The 23,291-nt window shown below is 73.5% G+C and carries 23 protein-coding genes and 1 pseudogene; 11 read left to right on the forward strand and 13 right to left on the reverse strand.

The window, feature by feature from the left end; translation table 11 throughout:
- Positions 1-35: 35 nt before the first annotated feature.
- From BS80_RS01890 to BS80_RS01900, 3 genes are read right to left on the reverse strand one after another with little or no spacing between them, the layout of a single operon-like run.
- Positions 36-1,394 carry a HEAT repeat domain-containing protein gene (locus BS80_RS01890; protein WP_035791881.1) on the reverse strand — a complete coding sequence of 453 codons (1,359 nt, stop codon included), beginning with the start codon at positions 1,392-1,394 and terminating at the stop codon, positions 36-38.
- Positions 1,391-2,827: a sensor histidine kinase gene (locus BS80_RS01895; RefSeq protein ID WP_232246310.1), complete on the reverse strand. Its 1,437-nt coding sequence runs from the start codon at positions 2,825-2,827 to the stop codon at positions 1,391-1,393. The genes BS80_RS01890 and BS80_RS01895 overlap by 4 nt, the downstream gene beginning before the upstream one ends.
- The gene (locus tag BS80_RS01900; RefSeq protein ID WP_035791883.1) at positions 2,824-3,537 is read right to left on the reverse strand and encodes a response regulator transcription factor; all 714 of its coding nucleotides are present in this window, start codon (positions 3,535-3,537) and stop codon (positions 2,824-2,826) included. The genes BS80_RS01895 and BS80_RS01900 overlap by 4 nt, the downstream gene beginning before the upstream one ends.
- A 65-nt stretch (positions 3,538-3,602) precedes the next feature.
- Here BS80_RS01900 and BS80_RS01905 point away from each other — a divergent pair, with 65 nt between their 5' ends.
- The 3 genes from BS80_RS01905 to BS80_RS01915 all read left to right on the forward strand — a co-directional run bounded on the left by BS80_RS01905 (position 3,603) and on the right by BS80_RS01915 (position 6,389).
- Complete coding sequence (locus BS80_RS01905; protein ID WP_051965672.1) at positions 3,603-4,775, forward strand: UDP-N-acetylglucosamine--N-acetylmuramyl-(pentapeptide) pyrophosphoryl-undecaprenol N-acetylglucosamine transferase; 1,173 nt, start codon at positions 3,603-3,605, stop codon at positions 4,773-4,775.
- 50 nt (positions 4,776-4,825) lie between these two features.
- Positions 4,826-5,827 carry an SDR family NAD(P)-dependent oxidoreductase gene (locus tag BS80_RS01910; protein WP_035792944.1) on the forward strand — a complete coding sequence of 334 codons (1,002 nt, stop codon included), beginning with the start codon at positions 4,826-4,828 and terminating at the stop codon, positions 5,825-5,827.
- A 136-nt stretch (positions 5,828-5,963) separates the two neighbouring features.
- On the forward strand, positions 5,964-6,389 hold the full coding sequence (locus BS80_RS01915) for a VOC family protein (RefSeq protein ID WP_051965674.1): 426 nt from the start codon (positions 5,964-5,966) through the stop codon (positions 6,387-6,389).
- Positions 6,390-6,413: 24 nt separating this feature from the next.
- On the opposite strand, the gene BS80_RS01920 is transcribed toward BS80_RS01915, so the two are convergent.
- Positions 6,414-6,866, reverse strand: coding sequence for a nucleoside deaminase (locus BS80_RS01920; RefSeq protein ID WP_035791885.1), 453 nt, complete (start codon positions 6,864-6,866; stop codon positions 6,414-6,416).
- A 681-nt stretch (positions 6,867-7,547) separates the two neighbouring features.
- Positions 7,548-7,949: an aggregation-promoting factor C-terminal-like domain-containing protein gene (locus tag BS80_RS01925; protein WP_035791888.1), complete on the reverse strand. Its 402-nt coding sequence runs from the start codon at positions 7,947-7,949 to the stop codon at positions 7,548-7,550.
- 562 nt (positions 7,950-8,511) lie between these two features.
- On the opposite strand from BS80_RS01925, the gene BS80_RS01930 reads away from it, so the two are divergent.
- Together BS80_RS01930 and BS80_RS01935 are read left to right on the forward strand one after the other, a co-directional pair.
- Positions 8,512-10,065 (forward strand): ATP-dependent DNA ligase, encoded by a 1,554-nt coding sequence (locus BS80_RS01930; protein WP_035791894.1) that lies wholly within the window; start codon positions 8,512-8,514, stop codon positions 10,063-10,065.
- Positions 10,066-10,101: 36 nt separating this feature from the next.
- On the forward strand, positions 10,102-10,884 hold the full coding sequence (locus BS80_RS01935) for an aminotransferase class IV (RefSeq protein ID WP_035791897.1): 783 nt from the start codon (positions 10,102-10,104) through the stop codon (positions 10,882-10,884).
- Positions 10,885-10,905: 21 nt separating this feature from the next.
- Here the strand turns inward: BS80_RS01935 and BS80_RS01940 are convergent, their stop codons facing one another.
- From BS80_RS01940 to BS80_RS01950, 3 genes are all read right to left on the reverse strand, one after another.
- A complete protein-coding gene (locus BS80_RS01940) occupies positions 10,906-11,673 on the reverse strand; it encodes a hypothetical protein (protein ID WP_035791898.1) in 768 nt (255 codons plus the stop codon).
- Positions 11,674-11,722: 49 nt separating this feature from the next.
- On the reverse strand, positions 11,723-12,253 hold the full coding sequence (locus BS80_RS01945; RefSeq protein WP_035791901.1) for a hypothetical protein: 531 nt from the start codon (positions 12,251-12,253) through the stop codon (positions 11,723-11,725).
- A gap of 190 nt (positions 12,254-12,443) precedes the next feature.
- On the reverse strand, positions 12,444-14,528 hold the full coding sequence (locus BS80_RS01950; protein ID WP_035791903.1) for a SpoIIE family protein phosphatase: 2,085 nt from the start codon (positions 14,526-14,528) through the stop codon (positions 12,444-12,446).
- 289 nt (positions 14,529-14,817) lie between these two features.
- On the opposite strand from BS80_RS01950, the gene BS80_RS01955 reads away from it, so the two are divergent.
- Entirely contained in the window at positions 14,818-15,267 is a 450-nt protein-coding gene (locus tag BS80_RS01955; protein WP_035791905.1) for an SRPBCC family protein, read from the forward strand.
- 22 nt (positions 15,268-15,289) lie between these two features.
- Here BS80_RS01955 and BS80_RS01960 read toward each other — a convergent pair whose 3' ends face one another.
- Positions 15,290-16,105, reverse strand: coding sequence for an SAM-dependent methyltransferase (locus tag BS80_RS01960; RefSeq protein WP_035791906.1), 816 nt, complete (start codon positions 16,103-16,105; stop codon positions 15,290-15,292).
- 367 nt (positions 16,106-16,472) lie between these two features.
- Between BS80_RS01960 and BS80_RS01965 the strand changes: the two genes are divergently transcribed.
- Positions 16,473-17,042 carry an RNA polymerase sigma factor gene (locus tag BS80_RS01965; protein ID WP_063771889.1) on the forward strand — a complete coding sequence of 190 codons (570 nt, stop codon included), beginning with the start codon at positions 16,473-16,475 and terminating at the stop codon, positions 17,040-17,042.
- Between the two features lie 2 nt (positions 17,043-17,044).
- The gene (locus BS80_RS01970; protein ID WP_051965678.1) at positions 17,045-17,734 is read left to right on the forward strand and encodes a hypothetical protein; all 690 of its coding nucleotides are present in this window, start codon (positions 17,045-17,047) and stop codon (positions 17,732-17,734) included.
- Positions 17,735-17,746: 12 nt separating this feature from the next.
- Here the strand turns inward: BS80_RS01970 and BS80_RS01975 are convergent, their stop codons facing one another.
- Complete coding sequence (locus tag BS80_RS01975) at positions 17,747-18,742, reverse strand: ArsR/SmtB family transcription factor (protein WP_232246344.1); 996 nt, start codon at positions 18,740-18,742, stop codon at positions 17,747-17,749.
- Between the two features lie 74 nt (positions 18,743-18,816).
- Between BS80_RS01975 and BS80_RS43985 the strand changes: the two are divergent.
- A pseudogene (locus BS80_RS43985) lies at positions 18,817-19,086 on the forward strand (aldo/keto reductase); the annotation flags it as partial.
- 171 nt (positions 19,087-19,257) lie between these two features.
- Here BS80_RS43985 and BS80_RS01985 read toward each other — a convergent pair.
- Positions 19,258-20,235, reverse strand: coding sequence for an ArsR/SmtB family transcription factor (locus BS80_RS01985; RefSeq protein ID WP_157535768.1), 978 nt, complete (start codon positions 20,233-20,235; stop codon positions 19,258-19,260).
- Between the two features lie 236 nt (positions 20,236-20,471).
- A complete protein-coding gene (locus BS80_RS01990) occupies positions 20,472-20,891 on the reverse strand; it encodes a hypothetical protein (protein WP_035791911.1) in 420 nt (139 codons plus the stop codon).
- Between the two features lie 245 nt (positions 20,892-21,136).
- Between BS80_RS01990 and BS80_RS01995 the strand changes: the two genes are divergently transcribed.
- Together BS80_RS01995 and BS80_RS02000 are read left to right on the forward strand one after the other, a co-directional pair.
- Complete coding sequence (locus tag BS80_RS01995; RefSeq protein WP_035791912.1) at positions 21,137-21,412, forward strand: isoamylase early set domain-containing protein; 276 nt, start codon at positions 21,137-21,139, stop codon at positions 21,410-21,412.
- 39 nt (positions 21,413-21,451) lie between these two features.
- Positions 21,452-22,231 carry a VOC family protein gene (locus tag BS80_RS02000; protein WP_035791915.1) on the forward strand — a complete coding sequence of 260 codons (780 nt, stop codon included), beginning with the start codon at positions 21,452-21,454 and terminating at the stop codon, positions 22,229-22,231.
- Between the two features lie 139 nt (positions 22,232-22,370).
- Here BS80_RS02000 and BS80_RS37400 read toward each other — a convergent pair whose 3' ends face one another.
- On the reverse strand, positions 22,371-23,144 hold the full coding sequence (locus BS80_RS37400; RefSeq protein WP_051965680.1) for a C40 family peptidase: 774 nt from the start codon (positions 23,142-23,144) through the stop codon (positions 22,371-22,373).
- Positions 23,145-23,291 lie beyond the last annotated feature (147 nt).

A 23,291-nucleotide genomic window follows, 5' to 3' on the forward strand; every position in this document is an offset into this window, starting at 1 on the left:
CCCGTCCGTCCGGCGCAGCCGCCCCACCCCCGGATTCAGCTCCGGTCGGGGCGGTTGCGCCATTGGTAGTGCCAGTGGGCGGCCACCCGGTGGTCGTGCTCGAAGCCGGGGCCGAGCGGGCCGACGCGTTCGAACGCCCAGTCGGTGCGCGGGTCGTCGCGGAGGGCGAGGCCATAGGCGGCCTCCAGGCGCAGGAGCTGCTCCTCCTCGTCCAGCAGGGCGGCGAGCGCCTGCGTGACAGCGGCCGACCGGTCGTCGGAGCCGGCCAGGGATTCGGCCGCGCGGCCCCGCACGCCCGGGTCGGCATCCCGGATCAGGGTGAGCAGGGCCTGCCGGAACGCGGGGGTGAGCTCGCGCGGAGCACCGAGGATCCGGGCGACGACGCCACGAACCCCCGGATCGGGGTCGCGCGCCAGGACGAGCAGGGCCGCGCCGGCGGCCGCGCCGAGCGGGGCCCGCTCGCGGCTCAGGCAGTACGGCACCTCGCGCCGCACGCGCGGGTCCGGGTGGTCGGCGTAGCGCAGGCCGACCACCTCCTGGCCGGGGTGCTCCTCCTCGGTGTAGACGTCCAGTACCTTGGCGAGCACGCCGCCGTCCGGCTCGTCGAGCGCCCAGGCGGCCAGGAACTCCCGGTCCCCGCCGGTGTCCTGGCGGTCGCCGAAGTTCGCCTGGAAGTTCCGGTCCCACAGGACGGCGGCGAGGAACAGCCGGTGGACGGGCCCGGGGTGGTGCCGCAGGGCCACCAGGTCGGACCAGGCCTGCGGGCTCCGCCGACGGGCGGCGGCGTCACAGGCCGCGTACCAGTTGACGTGCGAGCCCTGCGCGTACGGGACGGCACGTGCCACCAGCTCCGCCACCGGTGGCAGGACGCCGAAGTCCCACTCCAGCGAGCTGAGGACGGCGCTGTGGCCCGCCCGCACGGTCAGCCCGCCCAGCGAGACCTCCTCGACCTCCGCGTACTCGTCGTCCTGCACGAGGCGCAGGGCGGCCGGGCCCGCAGCCCCCGTGCGGCGGCGCAACTCCTCGGCCTCGCCGCTCTCGTGCCAGTGCCGGGCGAGGTCGAGCATCCGCCGGCGGGCGCCCTCGGGGATCCGCAGCCGGGGATCCTTGCCGCGCACCGCGCCGACCAGCGCCGGGGAGCCCAGGTCGACGGCCCGCAGGAGCGGTGTCGTGCCGTCGGGCAGCTCGCGGTCGGGGTCGGCGCCGCCCTCCGTCAGGGCCCGCGCGCTCTCGTGGTCGAATCCGGCGAGGGCGGTACAGAGCAGCGGGAGGCCGTCGGGGCCCGGGGTGTCCGGGTCGGCGCCGTCGTCCAGGGCGGCCCGGGCCGCGTCCGGGTCCCTGGCGGTGACGGCTGCCACCAGCCGGTCGTTCAGCTCGTGCCGCGGCGCTGTCATCCGTCCCCCTGGTGATCCGTCGGGCGACACGGTATCGCCCGGGCGGCGGGGAAGCGCAGCCGGAACAGCGCCCCGCCGTCCGGGGCCCGTTCCGCGGTGAGGACGGCGCTGTGGGCCTGGGCGATCTGCCGGGCCATCGCGAGCCCGAGCCCGGAGCCGGGCAGCGCGCGGGCCGCCGACGCCCGGTAGAAGCGGTCGAAGACGTACGGGAGGTCCTCGGCGGCGATGCCCGGGCCGTGGTCCCGGACGGTCAGTTCGAGCGGGTCGCGCGGGGAGCCGGTCAGCGTCACCTCCACCGGGCCGCCCGGCGGGCTGAACTTGGCCGCGTTGTCCAGCAGGTTGGAGAGCAGCCGGGAGAGCCGTGCGGGCACGCCCGGCAGCGTGAGGCCGACCGTGTCCGGCGCGATGACCAGGTCGAACGCCACCGCGGGCCAGTGGTCGCGGGCGACGAAGACGCTGTGCTCGACCAGCGCGGCCGGGCGGACCTGTTCCAGCAGCGGCTGCGGCTCCTCGTCCCGGGCCAGCTCGATCAGGTCGTTCACCAGGCCAGTCACCTCGCGCAGCTGGCGGTGCAGCCCGGTCGACGCCCGCTCGCGCTGAGCCGGGGTCAACCGGTCGGCGCGGGCCAGCAGTTCGGCGTTGGTGCGGAGCGCGGTGAGCGGGGTGCGCAGCTCGTGCGAGGCGTCGGCGACCAGGCGGCGCCGGGCCGCGACCGACTGCTCCAACTCGCCCAGCATGGTGTTGAAACTGCCGGCCAGCCTGGTCAGCTCGTCCTCGCGGCGGCCCGGCGGCGGGCCCGGCGGCAGCTCGATCCGCAGGCCGGCGTCGCGGGTCGCCGCGATCCGTTCGGCGGTCGCGGTCAGCCGGGCCACCGGCGCCAGGCCGGTGCGGGCGACCACGTAGCCGAGCGCACCGGCCAGCAGCACGCCCGCGCCCGCCACCGCCGCCATCAACTCCCCTGCCTGGCGCACGCCCTGCTCGACGGCGTCCGAGCGCAGCGCGACCTGGACGGCCTGCCCGGCGGCGAACGGCGCGGTGTACATCCGCGCCGGATGCCCGCTGACCTGGATGTCGGTGTAGTACGCGCCGTGCCGCTGGGCCGCGACCTGCCGGGTGGTCGCGGTCACCGGCAGCAGGTACGGCGAGGCCGGGTCGGCGCTCGGGGCGGCCGGCACGAGCTGGGTACAGGCGGGCGCGGCGAGGTAGCCGCACTCGCCGTAGATCACGCCCAGCTCGCGGTTGCGGTCCTGCTGCTGCAACAGGGTGACCTGCTGGACCAGGTGCAGGTCGAGCTGGTGGCGCAGCTCGTAACGGACGATGGTGAAGGCCGCCGCGCACACGCCGAGGGCCACCAGGGCGACCGCCGCCGAGCCGGCCAGCGCGAGGCGGGTGCGCAGCGGCCACCGGCGACGCCAGCGGGCGTGCGCTCTCACGCCGGGTCCAGCCGGTAGCCGATGCCGTGCACCGTGTGCACCAGCCGGGCTTCGCCGCCGGCCTCCAGCTTGCGGCGCAGGTAGCCGATGTAGACGGCGAGCGAGTTGGAGTCCGGGCCGAAGTCGACACCCCAGACCCGCTCCATGATCACCTCGCGCGGCAACACCTGACCGGGGTGCAGCATCAGCAGCTCCAGGAGGGCGAACTCGGTGCGCGAGAACTCCAGAGGTCGGCCGGCCCGACGTCCGGTGCGGGTGACCGGGTCGATCGTCAGGTCGCCGACGCCGATCGTGCCGGGTGCGCCGGGGGCGCCCGCGCCCGTGTCGAAGGAGTCCGCGGCGGTGCGGCGCAGCAGCGCGCGCAGCCGGGCGGCCAGTTCGTCCAGGGCGAAGGGTTTGACCAGGTAGTCGTCCGCGCCGGCATCCAGGCCGTCCACCCGGTCGCTCACCGAGTCGCGGGCAGTGAGCACCAGGACCGGCGTGCGATCGCCGAGCGCGCGCAGCCGGCGGCAGACGGCGAGGCCGTCCAGGACCGGCATCAGCACGTCCAGCACGAGCGCGTCGGGCTGCCAGCGGGTCAGTTCGGTGAGGGCGGCCAAGCCGTCCGGGGCGCCGCGCACGGCGTAGCCCTCGACGGCCAAGCCGTCCTCGACGGCGCCGCGCACCTCCGGGTCGTCGTCCACGACCAGGATCTTCAGCTGGTTGCTCATGGGGACAACCCTCTCAAACCGAGCTATTAGAACTCTCTTAACCCCGCTGGCCAGGCTGCGGTGCCATGCGGACCGAAGAACCGACAGAACGACGAACCGACCGGCCCACCCTCTCGGTGGTGATCGGTGCGGGCGGCACCGGCGGGCACATCTACCCCGGCCTCGCCCTGGCCGAAGCGTTGCGCCGCTCCGAACCGAGAGCAGTGATCTCGTTTGTGGGCACCGCTCGCGGCCTGGAGACCCGGCTGATCCCCGAGGCCGGCTACCCGCTGCACACCGTGGACATGATCCCCTTCGACGCGGCACTCGGCCTGCGCCGCTACCTGCTTCCCGCGGCGCTGCTGCGCTCCGGGCGCCAGTGCCAGGAGCTGCTGCGCGCCCAGGGCGCGCAGGTGGCGGTCGGGATGGGCGGCTACCCGAGCGCCCCGGTGATCGTCGGGGCCCGCCTGGCCGGACTGCCGAGCGTGATCCACGAATCCAACGCCGTCCCCGGCCGGGCCAATCGCTTCGCGGCCCGGCTCACCCCGCACGTCGCCCTCGCCTTCGACCGGACCCGGGCCCACCTGCCCTCCGGCACGACGGCCGAGACCGTCGGCATGCCCCTGGTCGGCGCGGTGGCCACGCTGGACCGCGCCGCGCTGCGGGCCGAGGCCCGCCGGGCGTACGGCGTCCCGCTCGACGCCCGGCTGGTGCTGTTCAACGGCGGCAGCCTCGGCGCGACCCGGCTGACCGAGGCCGCCGTCGCCCTGGCCCGGCGCTGGCGCCACCGCGCGGACGTCCGCCTGCTGATCAAGACCGGACCCGCCGCCTACCAGGACGTCCGGGCGCAGCTGGCCGACTCCCCGATCGCCGCACCCGTCCCCTACCTGGACCGGATGGACCTCGCCTACGCCGCCGCCGATCTGGTGGTCTGCCGGGCCGGCTCGTCGACCGTCGCCGAGCTGTGCACCGTCGGAGTCCCGGCGGTGCTGGTCCCCTACCCGCACGCACCGCACGACCACCAGACCCACAACGCCCGGGTGCTCTCGGACGCCGGCGCCGGACTCCTGCTCCCCGACGCCGAGTGCACCGGCGAACGGCTGGCCGAACTGACCGAGCCCCTGCTCGCCGACCCGCGACGGCTCGCCGCGATGGGACGGTCCGCCGACCCCGGCACCCACGCCCGCGCGGCCGACCTGCTCGCCGCCAAGGTGCTGCGCACCATCGGCCGCGCCGCACCCACCCCGTCCCACGCATGACCCGCTTGCCACGCATGACCCCGTTCCCGCCCATGACCCCGGAGGACCGCATGAACACGAACGTCGAGCAGTACTGGAACGGCCGCAAGGTCCTGGTCACCGGCGCCGAGGGCTTCATCGGCAGCACGCTGGTGGACCTGTTGGTCGCCCGCGGAGCCGAGGTACGCGCCCTGGTGCACTACAAGCCGTACGCCGAACGCGGCTACCTGGCCCGCTACCTGACGGGTGGCGAGGTGGAGATGACGGCCGGCGACGTGCGCGACGCAGGCCGGGTGCTGGACGCCGTGGAGGGCTGCGAGACCGTCTTCCACCTCGCCGCCCTGATCGGCATCCCGTACAGCTACCAGGCCCCCGAGGCGTATGTGCAGACCAACGTGGTGGGCACCCAGAACGTCGCCGCCGCCTGCCTGCGGCACGGAGCCCGTCTGGTGCACACCTCCACCAGCGAGGTCTACGGCACCGCGATCACCGCTCCGATCAGCGAGCAGCACCCGTTGCAGCCGCAGTCGCCCTACTCCGCCTCGAAGATCGGCGCGGACATGATGGCGCTCTCCTACCACCACTCCTTCGACCTGCCCGTCTCGGTGGTGCGCCCCTTCAACACCTACGGTCCGCGCCAGTCCGCCCGCGCGGTGATCCCGGCGATCCTGGCCCAACTGCACGCCGGGGCAACCGAGATCAGGCTCGGATCGCTCACCCCGACCCGGGACTTCACCTATGTGGGCGACACCGCCGAAGGCTTCCTGGCGGTGGGCGCGAGCGATCGGACGCTGGGCGAGGCGGTCAACCTCGGCACCGGCAGCGAGGTCTCCATCGGCGACCTCGCCCACGCGCTGATCGCCGCCTCGGGCCGGGAGGCGCGGGTCGTGGTCGACCCGGCGCGGCTGCGCCCGTCCGGCAGCGAGGTGGAGCGGCTGCTCTCGGACAACTCCCGGGCCCGCGAACTCGCCGACTGGAAGCCCCGGGTGGAACTCGCCGAGGGCCTCGAACGCACCTCGGCCTGGGTCGCCGCCCACCTGGACGCCTTCGCCCCGGACCGGTACCAGGTCTGACCGGGGACGTGACCGGCCACCGCCCGTGACCCACGGTAGCGGGCGGTGGCGGCTGGCCTCGCCCGGGCGGCCCGGCGGGCGGACAATGCAAGCGAGACGGCTTAGACCGACCGGACGAAGGCGCGGAGGAGTCCCCATGACCAGTTCGGCCCTGCCGGGCTACCGGACCGGCAAGATCTGCTACGTCGAGATCCCGGCCGTCGACATCGAGCGCTCCGCCGAGTTCTACCACCGTGCCTTCGGCTGGTCGATCCGGCACGACGACGGCGGCCGGGTCGCGTTCGACGACACCGTCGGCGGGGTCAGCGGCAGGTGGACGCTCGACCGGCCGCCGGCGGCCGATCCCGGGCTGCTGGTGTACGTGATGGTCGCGGACGCGGACACCGCGGTCCAGGCGATCGTGGTCGCCGGCGGCGAGATCCTGCGTCCGGTCGACCCGGAGGCGCCCGAGCAGTTCGCCTGGTTCCGCGATCCCGGGGGGAACGTCCTGGGGATCTACCAACAGCCCGGGCTGGCCGCGGCCGAGGGACCGGACCTGCCCGGATCGTCCGGCGGATACTGACCCACCGCGCGGCGTAGGACGGCGTCAGACGCCGATGTCCTCGTTCCACAGGTCGGGACGGGTCGCGATGAAGTCCTTCATCAGGGCGGCGCATTCGGGATCGTCCAGGACGACGACCTGCACCCCGTGCTCCGCCAGCCAGCCGTGCCCGCCCTCGAAGCTGCGGGTCTCGCCGACCACCACCCGGGAGATCCCGAACTGGCGGACCAGCCCGCTGCAGTACCAGCACGGTGACAGCGTGGTGACCATGGTGGTGCCGCGGTACGAGCGCTGACGCCCGGCCGCCCGGAAGGCGGCGGTCTCCGCGTGCATGGACGGATCGTCGTCCTGCACGCGGCGGTTGTGCCCGCGGCCGAGCAGGGTGGAGCCGTCCGGGGCGAAGAGCGCGGCCCCGATCGGGATGCCGCCCTCGGCCAGGCCGGCACGTGCCTCCTCGACCGCCGTCAGCAGCATCAGTCGATCCGTTTCCCAGGACATGACCTCAGTCTTCCCGCGGATCGCTCCCCGACTCCCCCGCCGCAGGGCGCTCTGCCGCGCGGCCACCCGGGCGGATCCACCGGTGGCCGGCCGGGGTGGTACTGGGGTACCACCCCGGCCGGCAGGACCGCCCCCGGGTACTACGGTTGGCCGCCCGGCGGCGCCTAGCGTGATGAGTGGACGGCCGGATCCGGGCGTCGGGGGACCACCACCGGAGCTCTTCGGAGGTCGGCATGAGGACCACCAACCACGTCGAAGTCCCCACCACCGGTCCGGACCGAACCGAACGGGCCGTCATCCGCGCCGAGTGGGCGAAGCGGCGAGCCGCGTCCGCGCCGACGGCGGCGGGCGGACGGGGGCCGGCCCTCCTGGCAGGCGCCGTCGCCGGTGCGGGCCCGGTGCGGCTGCGCCCCCTGCTCGGCGCGGGTCGGGGCGTGGGCGCCCTGGTGGTCCTGACGACCGGTGAGACGGCATGCGGAAGGGGCCCGGAACGCGAAAACGCGCGCCGGGCCCCTTCCTTCGCCCCGGGAGCCCCTGTCCGACGCCCGGGGCGCCGCGGTAGTGGCTTGAGTGGGACAGGAGGACCGTACCTGCCGTCCGGGCCTGCGGCCATCGGTGGGGAGACGACCCGAGCGGGTCGGATCAACCACCGGTGGCCGTGGCCGGGCCGGTGAGGGCCGATCAGTACCAGTGGTGGACCTGCCAGAACGCCCACGCGGCGTTCGGGCTGCCGTAACGGGTGTTCATGTAGTCCAGGCCCCACTTGATCTGGGTGGCGGGGTTGGTCTTCCAGTCCGCGCCGGCCGAGGCCATCTTGGAACCGGGCAGCGCCTGGACCAGGCCGTAGGCGCCGGAGGAGCTGTTGGTGGCCGTGACGTTCCAGCTGCTCTCGTGGGAGACGATCTGGGAGAAGGAGGCCAGCTGGTTGGCCGGCACGATCTGCGCGGCGATGGCCTGCACGGAGGAGGCCGGGGTCGCGGCGGAGGCGACGGCGGGGGCGACCACGCTGCCGAGGGTGGCGATACCGGCGGCGGAGGCGAGCAGCGCGACCGAAGTGCGCAGACGGGTGGAGAAAATTCGCATGGGGAAGAAAGCCTCAATCGGTTGGCTGCGCTCCCGTCCACCAGGACCAGCGGCCGGACAGGGGCCGAGGGGTCGGGACGGGGCGCGGGGCGCCTCATGGAGCGAGGGCCTGAACGGGCGCCGCAGCGTGACAGGTTGCTGCGGCGTCTGACGACTCCGCCATTGTTAGCGGGCCGCTCCCCGCTCGCCAAGACCCCCTGTTACGACGCTCAGTCGTAGTAAACATCGAATTTCGCGTGGTTCTGAAGATCACCGACGGGACCCTCCGCGGCGTTCTAAACCTTCTATTTTGGTGCAATTCGGACATTTTTCAGGCGACTGGCGGGTTTGAAACCCGCTTCCACCCCGCGCGGGCGACCGCCACGGCCTCAATCCGACGGTCTCCGGGGTCACCCGGCAGCGGACCGTGAAAACGATCAACTACGCGCGGTCGTAGGCCTCGGAGGGGGTGTGAGCACGCTCACCGCGCACCGCCACCCGGCCCCCGTCGCACCGCCGTCCGAGTGACGCAGCGTGGTCGGACAGCGCGCCTGGTGTCACACCCCGGGGAGAGAATGGGCCCATGCTGCTGCAACGGGTTGCCGCCGCCTCCCGGGCGACGGCCGAGGAGCCGGCCCGCACCGCGAAGACCGCCCTGCTCGCCGAGCTGTTGCGCGACCTGCCGACTGCCGACCTGCACGCGGCGGTCCTGCTGCTCTCCGGGGAGTCCCGTCGGCTACGGACCGGGGTGGGCCCGGCGGCCTTGCGGGACCTGCCGCCCCCGGCCGGGCAGCCGGAACTCGGCATCGCGCAGACCGAAACCGAGCTGCTCGCCCTCGCGGACCTGCGCGGACCCGGCTCGCAGGCGGAGCGCCGGCGGCGGCTGGCCCTCCTCTTCTCCCGCGCCACGGCGCAGGAGCAGGACTTCCTGCGCCGGGTGCTGGGTGGCGACCTGCGCCAGGGCGCGCTGGACGCGGTGCTCGGGGACGCCGTCGCCGCGGCCGCCGGCGTCCCGGCCGCCGACGTGCGGCGGGCGCTGATGTTCCGCGGCTCGGCGGCCGCGGTCGCGCAGGCCGCGATGGAGGGAGGAGCGGCGGCCCTGCGCGCCTTCGGCCTGGAGGTCGGGCGCCCGGTCCGCCCGATGCTCGCCGGCACCGCGCCGGACGTCGCCGCGGCGCTGGAGCGGATCGGCCCGGCCGCACTGGAGTGGAAGCTGGACGGGATCCGGGTCCAGGTCCACCGCGAGGGCGACCGGGTGAGCGTCCACACCCGCGGCCTGGACGACATCACCGCCCGGGTCCCGGAGGTGGTCGAGGCGGCACTCGCCCTGCCGGTGCGCTCCGCCGTGCTCGACGGCGAGGCCCTCGCGCTCGGCCCGGACGGCCGGCCCCGGCCCTTCCAGGTCACCGCCGCCCGGACCGCCTCCCAGCGCGACGCCGAGGCACTGCGCGCGGAGGTCCCGCTCAGCGTCTTCTTCTTCGACCTGCTGTACCGCGACGGCCACGCGCTGCTCGACCTGCCCGGGGAGCAGCGCTTCGCGGCGCTGGCCGAGGCCGTCCCGGCCGGGCTGCGGGTGCCGCGACTGGTCACCGGCGACCGCGGCGAGGCCGAGGCCTTCTTCCGCGACGCGCTCGCGCACGGCCACGAGGGCGTCGTCGTCAAGGACCCGGCCGCCCGCTACGCGGCCGGGCGCCGGGGAGCCGGCTGGATCAAGGTGAAGCCCCGGCACACCCTGGACCTGGTGGTGCTGGCAGCCGAGTGGGGCAGCGGGCGGCGCCGGGGGTGGCTGAGCAACCTGCACCTGGGGGCCCGGCGGGACGGCGCCGGCGGGCTGGCCGAGGGCACCGGCGAGTGGGTGATGCTCGGCAAGACGTTCAAGGGGCTCACGGACGAGACGCTCGCCTTCCAGACCCGCGAGCTGCTGGAGCGCGAGGTAGGGCGCGACGCCTGGACCGTGCGGGTGCGGCCGGAGCTGGTGGTGGAGGTCGCCTTCGACGGGCTGCAGCGCAGTCCGCGCTACCCCGCCGGGCTCGCGCTGCGCTTCGCCCGGGTGCTGCGGTACCGGACGGACAAGAGCGCGCAGGAGGCCGACACCATCGCGGACGTCCGGGCGCTGGCCGCCGAGGGGCCGGCGTAGGCGTTCGCGCCCCCGGCCCGCTGCCAGAATGGCCGGATGGCTACCGTCAACGGAGAACCGGCGTCCCCCGACGCGCTGCAAGCGCTGGCCCTGACGAACTACGGACACTTCACCACCATGCTGGTGAGCGACGGCGCGGTACGCGGTCTCTCGCTGCACCTGGAACGCCTGGTCCGTGACTGCCGGGCGGTGTTCGGGGCGCGGCTCGACCCCGACCGGGTGCGCGGGTACCTGCGCCGGGAGGTCGGCGAGCGAGCCGGGACGGTCACCGTGCGGGTCACCGTCTTCGACCCGGCGCTGTCGATGCTGCGCCCCGGCGCGGACGCGGACCCGGCGGTCCTGGTCACCACCCGTCCCGGCGACGGATCGACGCCACCGCCGCTGACGGCGAAACCGTTCACCTTCAGTCGCGACCACGCGGCGGTCAAGCACGTCGGGCTGTACAGCCAGCTCCGGTTGCGCAGAGCGGCCCAGGCGGCCGGTTTCGACGACGCGCTGTTCGTCGAGCCCGACGGCCGGATCGCCGAGGGCAGCACCTGGAACATCGGCTTCGTGGACGGGCGCGGCGAGCTGTGCTGGCCGCAGGCCGACGTGCTGCCCGGGATCACCATGCGGCTGCTCCAGGAGGCCTGCGGACAGCGCACCACCGCCCCCGTCCTGACCGGCGACCTGGCCTCGATGCGCACCGCCTTCGCCACCAACACCTCGATCGGGGTGCGGACGATCAGCGCGATCGGCGACCTGACGTTCCCCGGCGACGAAGCGACGCTGGACGGACTGCGCGCGCTGTACGCGGCCGTCCCGGGCGAGCGGATCTGACCGGCCGCCTCCGCGGGCCGGTCAGATCTCCTCGACTGCGGCGAAGACCCAGCGCAGCCACAGCGTCGATTCGACGTCCCAGTACGGCGCGGCGGTGACCCCGCCGGCCGCCTGGAACCGGAAGCCCTGGGTCGCGACGATCGCCGCCAGCGTCATGTGCACCCCGTCGTGGTCCGCGGCGACCCGCGCCCAGTCCGGGTGGAGCAGGCCGTCGCCGGGCCGGGCGTACTCCTCGACGAAGCCCACCCAGTCGGCGGCCGAGGCGAGTTCGCGGATCCGGCTGTCCTCGGCCGCCGTGAGGCGCCAGCTGTACCAGGGCAGCGGAAAGAGATCCGACCCACGGTAGGGGTCGAGGTACATCTGCCACATGCTGTCGCCCCGCCGGGTCCGGGTGGAGGTGAACAGGCCGAGCCCGAACGGCTTCGTGCTCGGCGGGTGCGGACCGCCCCGGTCCGCGTCGAGCAGTCGGGACGCCGCCGGCGCCGGGCCGGACGCGATCCAGCACTGCTCGGAGCGGCGCAGCGGTCCGGCGACGAGTCCCTCCTCCTCGCGCGCGACGGCGGTGAGCAGGCGGCAGCGGCGGGTCGCCTCGTCGGCCTCTGCCGGGCGCAGCAGGGCCGGGCCGCCGGACTCGGCGAACTCCTCTGCCATCTGGGTGTTCGTGCAGGAGCTCAGCACGGAGACGAAGTGCGCGAGCCGGGGGTCAGCGGTGGGCGAGTCGTCGGACGCCGGTCCCGCGTCGAGTGCCTCCACCCGGCGCCGCAGGATGTCGAGCGCGGTACCGCTCATGCCGTTCTCCTCTCGCCCACCACTGCCTGCGGCTACCGCAGTTCGCCGGTCAGCAGGTGATGGAGACCTGGTTGCCGAAGCCCGAACCGGAACCGGTCGGCGGAGTGTACCCGGGCGGGAAGGCGACCCCGTAGGACATCCACCCCTGGTAGTTCGCGTTCGAGCAGGGCACGGCCGCGTTGTTCTGGGCGGAGCTGCTGTTGGCGACGTTCTTCTGCCCGGAATCCTTCACCAGCAGGTTGTTGCGGTACAGCGCCGCGCGGATGGCGATGTCCGGCACCGCCTTGGTGCACTTCAGCGTGACGACCACGTTCACCGTGCCGTTGACGTGGCTGGAGTTGTGCGGGTTCTGGACCTGCGGCGTACAGACGATGGTGTCCTGCGGGGCGAACCCGTCGGCGGGCCTGACGGCCGTGATCGAGCCGGTGGCAAGGACGTCCCCGGCCTTGTCCGGCGGGCTCGCCAGCACGCTCGGACCGGCCTGGCCCGAGGGCGCTTCGGCGCCCGCCAGGCCGCTGCTCAACGGCAGGGCCAGGACCGCGAGAACGGCCGCGGCCGTCATCATCCTGCGGTTCGTCATGGGTAACTCCTCCTACGCGCAAGGAAATATGACTGGCGCTCAGGTGGGCCCGAGCCCCACTCGAATATGCGCGGCCACCGGGGCGCACCGCCAGCGTTACTCGCGGAAACTCCCCGAATGGCCAGGCCCGTTGTACCCGGAAGTCGACGCCGGAGGGAGCAGCACGGCGGCCTTACCGGGCCGTGCGCGGTCAGCGGCGGTGCGGGTCGACCCGGGCGATGAGCAGGGCGACGTCGTCGTGGCCGTCCGGGTGCCGCAGGGCGGACAGCAGGCGGTCGCAGGTCGCCTCCAGGGGGAGCCGGGGTTCGTCGAGCAGGTCGAGGAGGGTCTGCAGGCGGGTGTCGATGGGTTGGTCGCGGGTTTCGACCAGGCCGTCGGTGTACAGCACCAGCCGGTCGCCGGGCCCGAGAAGGAGGCTGGTGGCCTCGAAGGGGACGCCTCCCACGCCGAGCGGCGCACCGGACGGCAGTTCCAGCAGGGCCGGAGCGCGGTCGTGGCGGATCAGGACGGGCGGCAGGTGGCCCGCCGTCGCGATGCGGCACCGGCCGCCGTCCGGGTCGAAGACGGCGTGCACGCAGGTGGCGATGGTCTCCTCCAGGCCCTGGGTGATCCGGTCCAGGTGGCGCAGCACCTCGGCCGGGTCGAGGTCGAGGGCGGCCAGGGTGCGGGTGGCGGTGCGCAGTTGGCCCATGGTGGCGGCCGCGTTGATGCCGCTGCCCATGACGTCGCCGACGACGAGGGCGGTCCGGTCGCCGGAGACCGGGATGGCGTCGAACCAGTCGCCGCCCACCTCGCCGACCGCCGCCGCGGGCTGGTAGCGGTAGGCGACCTCCAGGCCGACGAGTTGGGGCGGCTGGTGCGGGAGGAGGTGCCGCTGGAGGGTCAGGGCGGCGTGGCGCTGGCTCTGGTACCAGCGGGCGTTGTCGATGCAGACGGCGGCGCGGGCGGCCAGTTCGCCGGCCAGCACCACGTCGTCGTCGTCGAACGGCAGTGGGTGGTGGGTGCGTTTGAGGTCCAGTGCGCCGAGGACCTCGCCGCGCGCGATCAGCGGCACGGCCAGGTACGAGTGCAGGCCGGCCCGGGCCAGCAGGGCGGCCGACTCGTCGTCGCGGGCGATCCGCGGCAGGTCCCGGGCCTCGACGTGCGCCACCAGCACCGGGCGTCCGGTGGTCACGCACCGGGTGACCAGTCGGTCCGCGTCGTACCTGGCTATCTCGCCGACGGGGTCGGCGGCCCGGACGGCCTCGGTGGCGTGCGCCGCCGCCACCGCGAGGGCCCGGAACGTCGCGGGCGCCGCCGCGGAGGCCGCACCGGTCGGGCGTCCGTTCAGGACCGCGTCGAGGACGTCCACCGCCGCGACGTCGGCGAAGTCGGGAACGACGAAGTCGGCGAGTTCCCGGGCGGTCCGGTCGAGATCGAGCGTGCTGCCGATCCGTACCGAGGCGCGGGCGATGAGGGCCAGCCGCCGCCGGGCCTCGGCCGCCTCGGTGGCCGCGCGGTACTGCTCGGTGACGTCCAGGACGGAGGTCGCCAGCCCGATCACCCTCCCGGCCGGGTCCTCCAGCCGGAAGTACGACGCCCGCCAGGCGTGCTCGACGCCCGGGTCCGTCCGGGTCCGGCCGACGGTGAACTCGTCCACCAGCGCCGCCCCACTGGCCAGGACCTGCTGCATCGCGGACTCGATGGTTTCGACGTCCAGGAACGGCAGCGCCTCACGGACGGTGCGGCCGAGGTGATCCGCGGCGGACAGGCCGTTGATGCGCTCCAGCGCCGGGTTGACCAGGACGTACCGCAGATCGGTCCCCAGCACCGCGAGTCCGATCGGGGACTGGGCCACCAGGCGCGCCGACAGCGCCAGGTCCCGCTCGAACCCGCGCAGGGTGGCCACGTCGGCGGCGATCCCCAGCGCGTAGAGCCCGCCCTCCCGGTCCTGCAGCCGCATGTTGCGGAACTCCATCGGCCGGATGCTGCCGTCCTTGTGCCGCACGGGGAAGACCCCCGCCCAGCTTCCGCTGCCCTCCATGACCTCGACGAACAGCTCCAGGACCGCGCCGACGTGCTCCTCGGCCACCAGGACCTCGGCCGCGTGCCGGCCCAGCACCTCATCGGCGCTCCAGCCGAACAGCTCCTGGGCCTGCGGGCTCCACAGGACGATCCGGCCGTCCGAGTCCAGTACCGCGGCGGCCAGGCTCAGCACGTCCAGCAGGCCGCCGGGCTCGGACGGGACGACCCCGCCCGGGCCGCGCCCGGCCCCGGGCGCATCTCCCGCGCTCATGGCTGGCCCTCCTTCCGCCGATCCCGTCAGCAGCTGCCCCGGCCCGCTGGACCTCCGTTCGCCGGTGTCCTCCATCGTCTCTCCACCGGCCGCAACCGGCCCACGGGATAGCGGCCCGCCGACCGGAACGGCGTCGCGGCGGGGGTGTGAGGCAGCCCACAGCGGGCGGGATGTCACAGTCCGCCACTGCGCGGTGTCAGAGCAGGCAGCAGAGAAAGAGCACGCACAGCCCGGACACACCGCAGGGCGCCGTGACGGCGCCCCCGCTCGACCCAGGAGGTCATCAGCCATGGAAACCATGACGGTCGAACGTGTCATCGACGCCCCTGTCGCGGACGTCTTCGCCTGGCTCACCACGACCACCAACTACACGGCCTCGCCGCTGATCCTGCGCTGCCGCCTGACCGGGCGCGGCGAGGGCGCGCCCTACGGTGTCGGCGCGGTGCGCAGCCACCTCTGGCTGATCGGCTGGTTCCGCGAGCGCATCACCCGCTACGACCCGCCGTACGCCACCGAGTACGTCGTCGAACGCAGCCTGCCGCCGGCCAGGCACGAGCTCGGCCGCATGACGTTCGCCGAGGTCGACGGTGGCACTCTCGTGCGCTGGACCACCCGCGCCGAGATCCCGGTCCCCCTGTTCGGCGCACTCCTCACCCGGCACTTCGCGAAGCCGGTCATCACCCGTACCTTCCGCAACATCCTCGCCGCCGCCGACAGCGCGCTGACCCGACGCCCCTGAGGGCGTCAGCTCCCGGCGGGGCTCACGGCTTGCGGGCCACGCCCGCGTAGCAGGAGGCCTCCATGCTGGTGACCGTGGTGGCGTCGTCCCCGGGGTCCGGGCGCCACAGGTGGGTGGCGGTGACGCCGGGGTGCAGGAGGTCCCAGCCGTCGAAGAAGCGGGTGATCTCGTCCTTGCCGCGGGCCTGGCCGGGGGTGCCGGCGGCCTGGTAGGCGGAGGTGAGGCGGCGGATGCCCTCGGGGTCGAAGTCGGGGGTGGCGTGGGTGATGGTGAGGGTGCTGCCGGCGGCCAGGGCGTCCTTGAGGCGGTCGACGATGCGGTGGGCGCCGCGGTCGTCGGGGACGAAGTGCAGCAGCGCGTTGAGGCTCAGGGCGACGGGCCTGGTGAGGTCGATGGTGTCGAGCAGGGCGGGCGAGGCGAGGAGCGCCTCGGGGTCGGTGACGTCGGCCTGGACGTAGGCGGTGCGCCCGGCGGGATGGCTCTCCAGGAGCGCGCGGGCGTGGGTGAGGACGATGGGGTCGTTGTCGGTGTAGACGACCCGGGCCCGCGGGTGCAGGCCCTGGGCGACCTCGTGCAGGTTGGGTGAGGTCGGGATTCCGGTGCCGATGTCCAGGAACTGCGCCATGCCGAGTTCGCCGGCCAGCAGGCGGGTCGATCGGTGCATGAAGCGGCGGTTGATCCGTGCGGTCGCCAGGATCGAGGGGAACACCGTCATCGCTCGGGCGGCGGCCTCGCGGTCGGCGGGGAAGTTGGTGGTGCCGCCCAGGAAGTAGTCGTACATTCGGGCCGAGTGAGCCCGGTCGAGCTCCAGGTCCACCACGCCGTCTTCGCGCGCCATCGTGCGCCCCCTCGCTGCCGCCCGCCCGGCCCTGCGGCCGACCCTCCGCACCCATGATGGCTGCCCGACGGCCGGGCCGGGCCGAGAGCGGCAAGATCGGGCCGAGCGTGCGCGGAAAGTAGTCACACTTATCCGGAGCGTCAAAGATCTTCGCTGCGTCCTGCACGTTCGGCCGTTTTATCCGGTTGGCTGACAGTCAAGAGAACGTGTGTGTCTCCACCGACGTCCGCTCCACCGTGGAGCGGTGCGGTGCCCACGAACCGGGACATCCGTGACCATCGATCGGGAAGCCATGGCGGTCTGGGGGAACGCCGCCCGGATCCCCACCACCTCGCCGTCGGCACCGGCCTTGCCATCGACACCGACCTTGACGGAGGAGCACCTCCCGCGCCAACACCCCCACTGGCGGCAGAGCGTGATGACGTTCGCCGCCTTCCACGAGTACCACCACAAACTCTGGCTCCGCTACGCGCACACCCAGGTCGGCAGCCGCCGGGCGGCGCAGAGCGTCGTCGACGCCCTGTGCGCCGACCTGCTGGAGACCTGGGAGCACGTCCTCGAACAGGAATCCGTCCCGGGTCACGCCTGGACGCTGCTTAAGGACCACGTGCACACCTGGCTCCAACAACACCACCACCAGCCCGCCCTGGTCGGCACCGCGGCCTTCCAGGCCACCATCGGCAAACTCCTCGTCAGCGAACTGCGGGACCAGTTCGCCGTCATCGAGAGCGAACTCGGCCTCTACGCCGCCATCGCCCTGCTGCCCGACCGCCAGTACGACACGGTCGTCCTGCGCTACGTCCTGGGCCTGACCGCCACCGAGACCGCCGAGCGCCTCGGCATCGAGGAGGCGACCGTCCGCTCCCACATCCGGCACGCCAGGCGCGCCCTCGCCCGGGAACTGCACCTGCCCGCCCCACCAGACCTGGAGGACTGACCATGCGCACCGACCAGCCGCGCCCCACCATCGACACCGTCCTCGCCGGGGCGCAGATCCTCACCGACGACTACGACGACTACGACACCCACGCGGCCCTCGCCCGCGCCCAGCAGGCCGTCGAGGCCAGGCGGGCCCGGCCCCGGGACGAGGTCCCGCACCGCTTCCCCGCCCCCTGCGACCAGGCGGCCCACGACCTGGACCTCGCCGTCACCGTCATCCTCACCGCCCCCCAGGCGGCCGCCGGCCTGCGCCAGCTCGCCGACACCGACGACATCGAACCCGCCGGCGCGCTGATCCTCGGCTGCCTCCTCCACCTCGCCGGCTACCGCGACGCCGCCGCCTTCTGGTGGCGGTTCGCCGCCGGCAGCGACAGCCGCAACGCCGCCTTCTGCCTCTTCCTCGCCCACCGCAAACAGGCCGAACACCGCACCGCCGAACACTGGCGCGCCCACGCCCGCCGCCTGACCGCCCATCTGCACCAGCACACCGAGGGCGGACTGCGCGCCCTGCTCCCCCCGGACGTCCAGCGGGACCTGATCCGGCAGTGCCACAGCCGCCGCCCGCTGGTCCTGCCGCACAAGCTGGAGGCCGCCATCAACAGCCTCCACTACCACCCGCTTCCGGGCCTCGGCGACATCCCCGAGCTCTCCCCGGACCTCCCGCACACCTTCGAGTACACCAACCCGTGAGCCGCCCCCGCCCTACCGGGAGCCGGCGGCGAGCACGGACTCCGCGACGGCGGTGCGGGCGTAGAGGACGGAGCGGCCGGCGCGGTGGGCGCTGACCAGCCCGGCTTCGCGCAGGGCGGTGAGCTGTTGGGAGACGCCGGGGGTGGAGATGCCGGTGCGGCGGGCCAGTTCGGTGGTGGAGGCCGGGGTCTCCAGCTCGGTCAGCAGCTGGGTCCGCGACCGGCCGAGCACGGCGGCGATGGCGGCGATGCCGGTGACCGGACGGGGTTCCCAGAGGGTGCCCACCCCGCGTGCCGCGTAGGCGAGTTGCGGAGGGTCGGGGCGGGTCACCCGGGTGCGCAGGGTCGCTCCGGTGAAGGCCGTGGGGATCAGCACCAGGCCCGCGCCCGACGTCCGGCGCGAGAGCGTCCGCTGCCGGCGCACCACGCGCAGCACGTTGTCCTCCCAGCGCATGGACGGGTGCAGGTCGTTGAAGAGGTGACCCACGCCGTGTTCGGCGACCTGGCGGGCCCGGTGGAACACGTCGGCGTCCAGGACGGCCCGGATCCGCGCCCAGTAGGGGGCGAGCGCCAGTTGCCAGTAGGCCTCGACCGCCTCGACGACCCGGGGCATCCGGGCCTGCGGCTCGGCGTACAGGGTCCGCAGCCGGGGGCCGAGGGTGCCCTGATGGTGTTTCAGGTGGTCGAGGTCCTGGCGGACCCGCGCACCAGGAGAGGCGAGGATCCCGGCCAGCTCCTGCGCCGGCGTGGGAGCCGGGCCGGCGGGCGCCGGGTTGAGGAAGTCGGGCACGTACCCGGCGGGCGGAATCAACTCGGCCAGCCAGCCCCGGTCCAGGCCGGCGGCCAGTACCCGCGGCCGGACCTGCTCGACCCAGCGCCGGTGCACGGGGTGCGCGGAGCCGGCGTCCGAGGTCAGCAGCCGGAAACTGGGGGCGATCTCCCACATCGGCGAGACGGCGAAGCGCAGCTGCGCCAAATCGTTGGCCGAGAAGGCCAGTTCTGCCACCACGACGATCACCCCCCATGGTTCAGTCACAGCTTAATCAGTGGCTGCTCACAGTACCGCGTACCGATCATATGGACATGACATCGGACAACACCCCCGAATCTTTCATCGCGTCAGCATCGGGCACCTGGAAGCCCGGCAGCCTGAGCGTCAACCGGATCGGCTTCGGTGCGATGCGCCTGCCGCAGCACGGCCCGGCCTTCGTCCCCGACGCGGCCCCGAGCGGCCGAGCCCGCGCGATCGCCGTGCTGCGCCGCGCGGTCGAGATCGGGGTGAACCACATCGACACCGCCGCGTTCTACTTCTCGGCGCTGCGCTCCGCCAACGAGCTGATCAACCAGGCCCTGTGGACGCTGCACCAGGGGCCGCACGTCCTCGCCATCCCCGACACCGGAGACCTCGGCCACCTCGTCGAGAACGTGGCCGCCGGCGACCTGCGGCCCTCCACCGGCGAACTGGCCGCGCTGGACAGCCTGCACCGCTCTGCGGCCTGAGGGTCGGTCGCGGGTCGGCAGGGATCAGGCCGAGGTCCGGTCGGGGAGCTTCTGGTAGAGGACGCTGCGGGAGTGGCGGGTGCGCTGCAGGAGTCCGGCCCGATGCAGGATCTGCAGGTGGTAGGAGACGGTCGCCGAACTCAGGTGCAGGCGGCGGGCGAGTTCGACGGTGCTGCGGGGCTGGCTGAGTTCGACCAGCAGCTGCGCGCGGGTGGGCCCGATCAGCTCGTCGCTCAGCGGGCCCGCCGCCCGGGAGGACGGGATCGCGGGATACACGATCAGCGGGGGACGCGGGTCGGCGCTTCCGTCGGGCTCACCGGCGCAGAAGATCGGCTTCGTGAAGAAGACGCTGGGCACCAGCACCATGGTGTCGGCCGCGACGCATTTCTCGTGGGAACTGGCCGTGAACTCCAGGCCGCCTTCGCGCCAGAGCAGGTCCGGAGCCAGCCGCTCCAGGGCCGGTGTCAGCCCCTCGCGCGCGACGACGCCGGACCTGAACGTGACGTCGTCCTCCAACCGCGACCGGATGTCGGACCAGTCGGGGGCGAGGACGAGTCGCCAGAACTGCTCCAGCTCGTCGGCGACGCGCTGGGCGAGGTGGTCCTCACCGCGTTCCAGCGCCGCGAGCAGCAGCCGCGGCGGCCGGTCGGCGTCCTCCTCCCCCCAGGCGTGACCGCCCAGGGCGGCGCCCAGCTCGTAGCGGATCCGTTCGGCGGGCGTGCCGACGACCTGGTGCAGGTCGGTGTCCAGGGAGGGTTGGAAGGTGGCCGGTTCGGGACGGGGGAAGTCCGGGGCGTAGCCGTGCGGACCGCCGCCGCACAGTACCGCCAGCAGTCCCAACCGCCGGTCGCGCAGGGCCTCGACGGCGCGGGCCCGCCACCGCGGGTCCATCTCCTGCGGGTAGCGGCCCAGCATGAAGAGCAGGTCCTGGGCGGTGTTCAGCGGACTCATCGCGAACCTGGTGCGACCGAGCCCCTGGGCACCCAGCTCAACGCGAATCATCCAGGCCCACCTCGGCGATCGTTCCGTCGTAGAACCTGATCGAATCATTCGACCGCCGGTCACACATACGATTTTCTGGTTTCAGGCCGGTTCGGGCCGGTCAAACCCGGTCCGAACCGGAACGGGCCGCGCGGCGAACGGTGAGCTGCTACCACCGCTCGTCCACGGCGCCGACCTCACAGGGGAGGGTCGGCGCCGTGGCGGCCGTCGGGCGGGAGGACCCGCGCGGGACCGTCTCAGTCGGTCTTCAGCAGGGCCGTGGCGCGCAGGGCGGTGAGCAGCGGGATCACCTTGTCCTCGTCGGCGCCCTCGGTGAAGTTCACGATGGCGTCGAGCACGGCGCGGGCGATGTCGCCGGCCGACTCGTCGGGGGCGGTGGCGGCCCAGCTCGTCAGGGTCCGGCCGATCGAGGTGCAGACCCGGGCGGTGACGTCCACCCGCAGGCGCTCCTCCAGCTCGTCCGGGTCCGTCAGGCCGTCGGCGCGGAAGGCAAGGGTGAGCAGGGCTTGCAGGGTCATGTCACCGTAGTCGGCGACCAGGACCGGCAGCGCCGCCTCGTCCGGACCGCGTTGGGCCAGCGCCGCGAGGGCGACGTCGTCGCGCTTCCAGGCCGCCTCCAGCGCCGCCAGGGCGCGCAGGACCTCGTCCGGTTTCATCCGGTCACCGTACCGCGTACGCCGTCGCACTCCGAGTGGTCGGCGGACAAGCCGTCGGAGTGCGGCACTTGGCGACCGCCGTTGGCCTTTTTCCTTCGCCGTCGACCGTTCGCGCCGGGCCGCCCCGCAGGAGGGCTGATCCGCCGAACGGAGGCGGTACGGCTGCGCGGGCCGGGCAGCGGCGCGAGGATCGGGAGGGCACGCCATCCGCCTCTCCCCCACCCTTCCGAAGGAGTTGACGATCGATGTTGGAGCGCGTCCGGCACCCGGACACCACCCAGATCACCTTCGTCCTGCCCGCCGGCCACCCCTGCGGGGAGGTCAGCGTCGTCGGCGACTTCAACGACTGGCAGCCCGGCACCCACCCGTTGAGCACCCGCAAGAACGGCACCCGGTCGGTCACCGTCGCACTGCCCGCCGACGAACGCGTCTGTTTCCGCTACCTCGCGCACGGCGACTACTGGTTCGACGACGAGGGCGCCGACGGTCACGACGGCACCAACGGCTACCTCCACACCTGATCCACCCGCCCAGGACCCGAAAGGCAGGAACGACACGGGATGCTCTCCACCGACTTCACCACCGGCGCACCCAGCTGGCTCGACGTCGCCAGCCCCGACACCGCGGCCAGCGCCGCCTTCTACACCGCCGTCTTCGGCTGGACCTTCGAGTCCGCGGGGCCCGAGGCGGACGGCTTCGGCTTCTTCCAGAAGGACGGCAAGACCCTCGCCGCCCTCGGCCGGCTCACCGAGGAGGGAGCCAGCCCGGCCTGGACGGTGTACTTCCAGACCCCGGACGCGGACGCCACGACCAAGGCGGCCGTGCAGCACGGCGGCACCGTCCGCGCCGAGCCGTTCGACGTGATGGACGCCGGGCGGATGTCCTGCCTCACCGACCCGGGCGGTGCGCAGTTCGCCGTCTGGCAGCCCGCCACCTTCAAGGGTCTGGAGAAGGCCTCGGAGCACGACACGCTGTGCTGGGCCGAGCTGCACGTGGCGGACCCGGCGGGGGTGCTGGCCTTCTACCGCGCGCTGTTCGGCTGGCGGTCGCAGGAGATGGCGATGCCCGGGATGACCTACACCGTGCTGTCCACCGCCGCCGGCGACCAGCAGGACGCGTCGTTCGGCGGCCTCGCCGGTCTCCAGGAGGGCATGAAGCCGCTCTGGATCCCGTACTTCGACGCGGCCGAGACCGACGCCGTCGTGGCCCGGGTGCGGGAGAACGGCGGGTCCGTCCTGATGCCGGCCGCGGACGTGCCCGAGGTCGGCCGGATGGCCTGGCTCGCCGATCCCTTCGGCGCGCCCTTCGCCGTCATCACGCCGCGGCCGCCGTCCGCCTGACCGGCCCGGGCGGGCAGCATCGGGCTGACCCGCCGCTGACCCCGCCCTGACGGCGCCACCCTCGCGCGGAACGCGTCCGGCCCCCGTCGCGGGTGCGACGGGGGCCGGGCTCGGGATCCTCAGGAGGCCCCGGGAGGGTCTACCACCAGCCGTGGACGTCGTACCAGGAGCGGCCGTGGCCGGCCGAGGACTTGGTGTGGGTCGTGCCGTGGCCGGCCTTCGACGAGGACCAGGACGAGGACGAGGACGAGGACGAACCCGACGTCGAGGCCGAGGAGGTCGAGGTCGATCCCGAGGCCGCGGTGGAGGTCGAGGTCGACGTCGAGGTGGAGGCCGGGGCGGGCGCCGTGGTGGAGGCGGTGGCGCCGGTGCCGGTGACGTTGTTGTAGCGGTAGGGGGTGTAGTAGCTGGTGGGCCAGCCGTCCAGCGAGCTCGCGTCCAGGTTGCCCTGGTACTCGTTGGTGAGCTCGCTCGGGTTGTTCTCGGCGTAGAAGTTGAAGGTGCCGGCCGACTGGTCGACCCAGTTGCCGAAGAGGATGACGTGCTCGGCGGTGTAGTCGAGCGCGTCGCCGGGGGCGAGCTGGGAGGAGTCGATCTGGGTGGAGACGCTGGGGAGGGTCTGGGTCACCAGGCTGTCGCCGAGGTGCCAGGCCATCGAGACGTAGCCCGAGCAGTCCTCGCGGTAGCTGCCGTTGCTGTCGCTGTAGTTGGCGCCCTGGTTGTACGGCACGCCCTCGGTCACCCAGCTCTGGGCCCGCTGCACGACCTCGTCACGCGAGATGCTGCCGCCGACGGACGAGGAGGAGGTCGTGGCGCTGGCGGCGAACGCGGGGGTCGCGATCAGGACGGAGGCGACGCCGACGCCGACCAGGCCGGTGAGGCAACGTCGCAGAGCAGGTCCGTGCTGGGACATGGGGGATCTCCAGGATGGTGGTGGCAGGATCGGTCGGGGAGCGGACCGGTCGGGAAAAACCGGTTCAGGACGACCGTTGGGGAGAGAACTGGTCGGCGAGTACCAGTCGAATGAGGGGCCGGGTCGGTGAGGACCGGGCGAGGGGGG

Origin of the sequence: Kitasatospora mediocidica KCTC 9733, assembly GCF_000744225.1 — a bacterium.
Taxonomy (GTDB): Bacteria; Actinomycetota; Actinomycetes; order Streptomycetales; family Streptomycetaceae; genus Kitasatospora; species Kitasatospora mediocidica.

What these genes read in the sequence shown, in the direction of transcription:
- BS80_RS01970 (WP_051965678.1), top strand. Translation starts at nt 17,045, where the DNA reads ATGCGCACCGACCAGCCGCGCCCCACCATCGACACCGTCCTCGCCGGG.
- BS80_RS01925 (WP_035791888.1), bottom strand. Translation starts at nt 7,949, where the DNA reads ATGCGAATTTTCTCCACCCGTCTGCGCACTTCGGTCGCGCTGCTCGCC.
- BS80_RS01920 (WP_035791885.1), bottom strand. Translation starts at nt 6,866, where the DNA reads ATGTCCTGGGAAACGGATCGACTGATGCTGCTGACGGCGGTCGAGGAG.
- BS80_RS37400 (WP_051965680.1), bottom strand. Translation starts at nt 23,144, where the DNA reads ATGTCCCAGCACGGACCTGCTCTGCGACGTTGCCTCACCGGCCTGGTC.
- BS80_RS01930 (WP_035791894.1), top strand. Translation starts at nt 8,512, where the DNA reads ATGCTGCTGCAACGGGTTGCCGCCGCCTCCCGGGCGACGGCCGAGGAG.
- BS80_RS01950 (WP_035791903.1), bottom strand. Translation starts at nt 14,528, where the DNA reads ATGAGCGCGGGAGATGCGCCCGGGGCCGGGCGCGGCCCGGGCGGGGTC.
- BS80_RS01915 (WP_051965674.1), top strand. Translation starts at nt 5,964, where the DNA reads ATGACCAGTTCGGCCCTGCCGGGCTACCGGACCGGCAAGATCTGCTAC.
- BS80_RS01960 (WP_035791906.1), bottom strand. Translation starts at nt 16,105, where the DNA reads ATGGCGCGCGAAGACGGCGTGGTGGACCTGGAGCTCGACCGGGCTCAC.
- BS80_RS01910 (WP_035792944.1), top strand. Translation starts at nt 4,826, where the DNA reads ATGAACACGAACGTCGAGCAGTACTGGAACGGCCGCAAGGTCCTGGTC.
- BS80_RS01890 (WP_035791881.1), bottom strand. Translation starts at nt 1,394, where the DNA reads ATGACAGCGCCGCGGCACGAGCTGAACGACCGGCTGGTGGCAGCCGTC.
- BS80_RS01905 (WP_051965672.1), top strand. Translation starts at nt 3,603, where the DNA reads ATGCGGACCGAAGAACCGACAGAACGACGAACCGACCGGCCCACCCTC.
- BS80_RS01990 (WP_035791911.1), bottom strand. Translation starts at nt 20,891, where the DNA reads ATGAAACCGGACGAGGTCCTGCGCGCCCTGGCGGCGCTGGAGGCGGCC.
- BS80_RS01900 (WP_035791883.1), bottom strand. Translation starts at nt 3,537, where the DNA reads ATGAGCAACCAGCTGAAGATCCTGGTCGTGGACGACGACCCGGAGGTG.
- BS80_RS02000 (WP_035791915.1), top strand. Translation starts at nt 21,452, where the DNA reads ATGCTCTCCACCGACTTCACCACCGGCGCACCCAGCTGGCTCGACGTC.
- BS80_RS01945 (WP_035791901.1), bottom strand. Translation starts at nt 12,253, where the DNA reads ATGACGAACCGCAGGATGATGACGGCCGCGGCCGTTCTCGCGGTCCTG.
- BS80_RS01985 (WP_157535768.1), bottom strand. Translation starts at nt 20,235, where the DNA reads ATGATTCGCGTTGAGCTGGGTGCCCAGGGGCTCGGTCGCACCAGGTTC.
- BS80_RS01940 (WP_035791898.1), bottom strand. Translation starts at nt 11,673, where the DNA reads ATGAGCGGTACCGCGCTCGACATCCTGCGGCGCCGGGTGGAGGCACTC.
- BS80_RS01995 (WP_035791912.1), top strand. Translation starts at nt 21,137, where the DNA reads ATGTTGGAGCGCGTCCGGCACCCGGACACCACCCAGATCACCTTCGTC.
- BS80_RS01955 (WP_035791905.1), top strand. Translation starts at nt 14,818, where the DNA reads ATGGAAACCATGACGGTCGAACGTGTCATCGACGCCCCTGTCGCGGAC.
- BS80_RS01935 (WP_035791897.1), top strand. Translation starts at nt 10,102, where the DNA reads ATGGCTACCGTCAACGGAGAACCGGCGTCCCCCGACGCGCTGCAAGCG.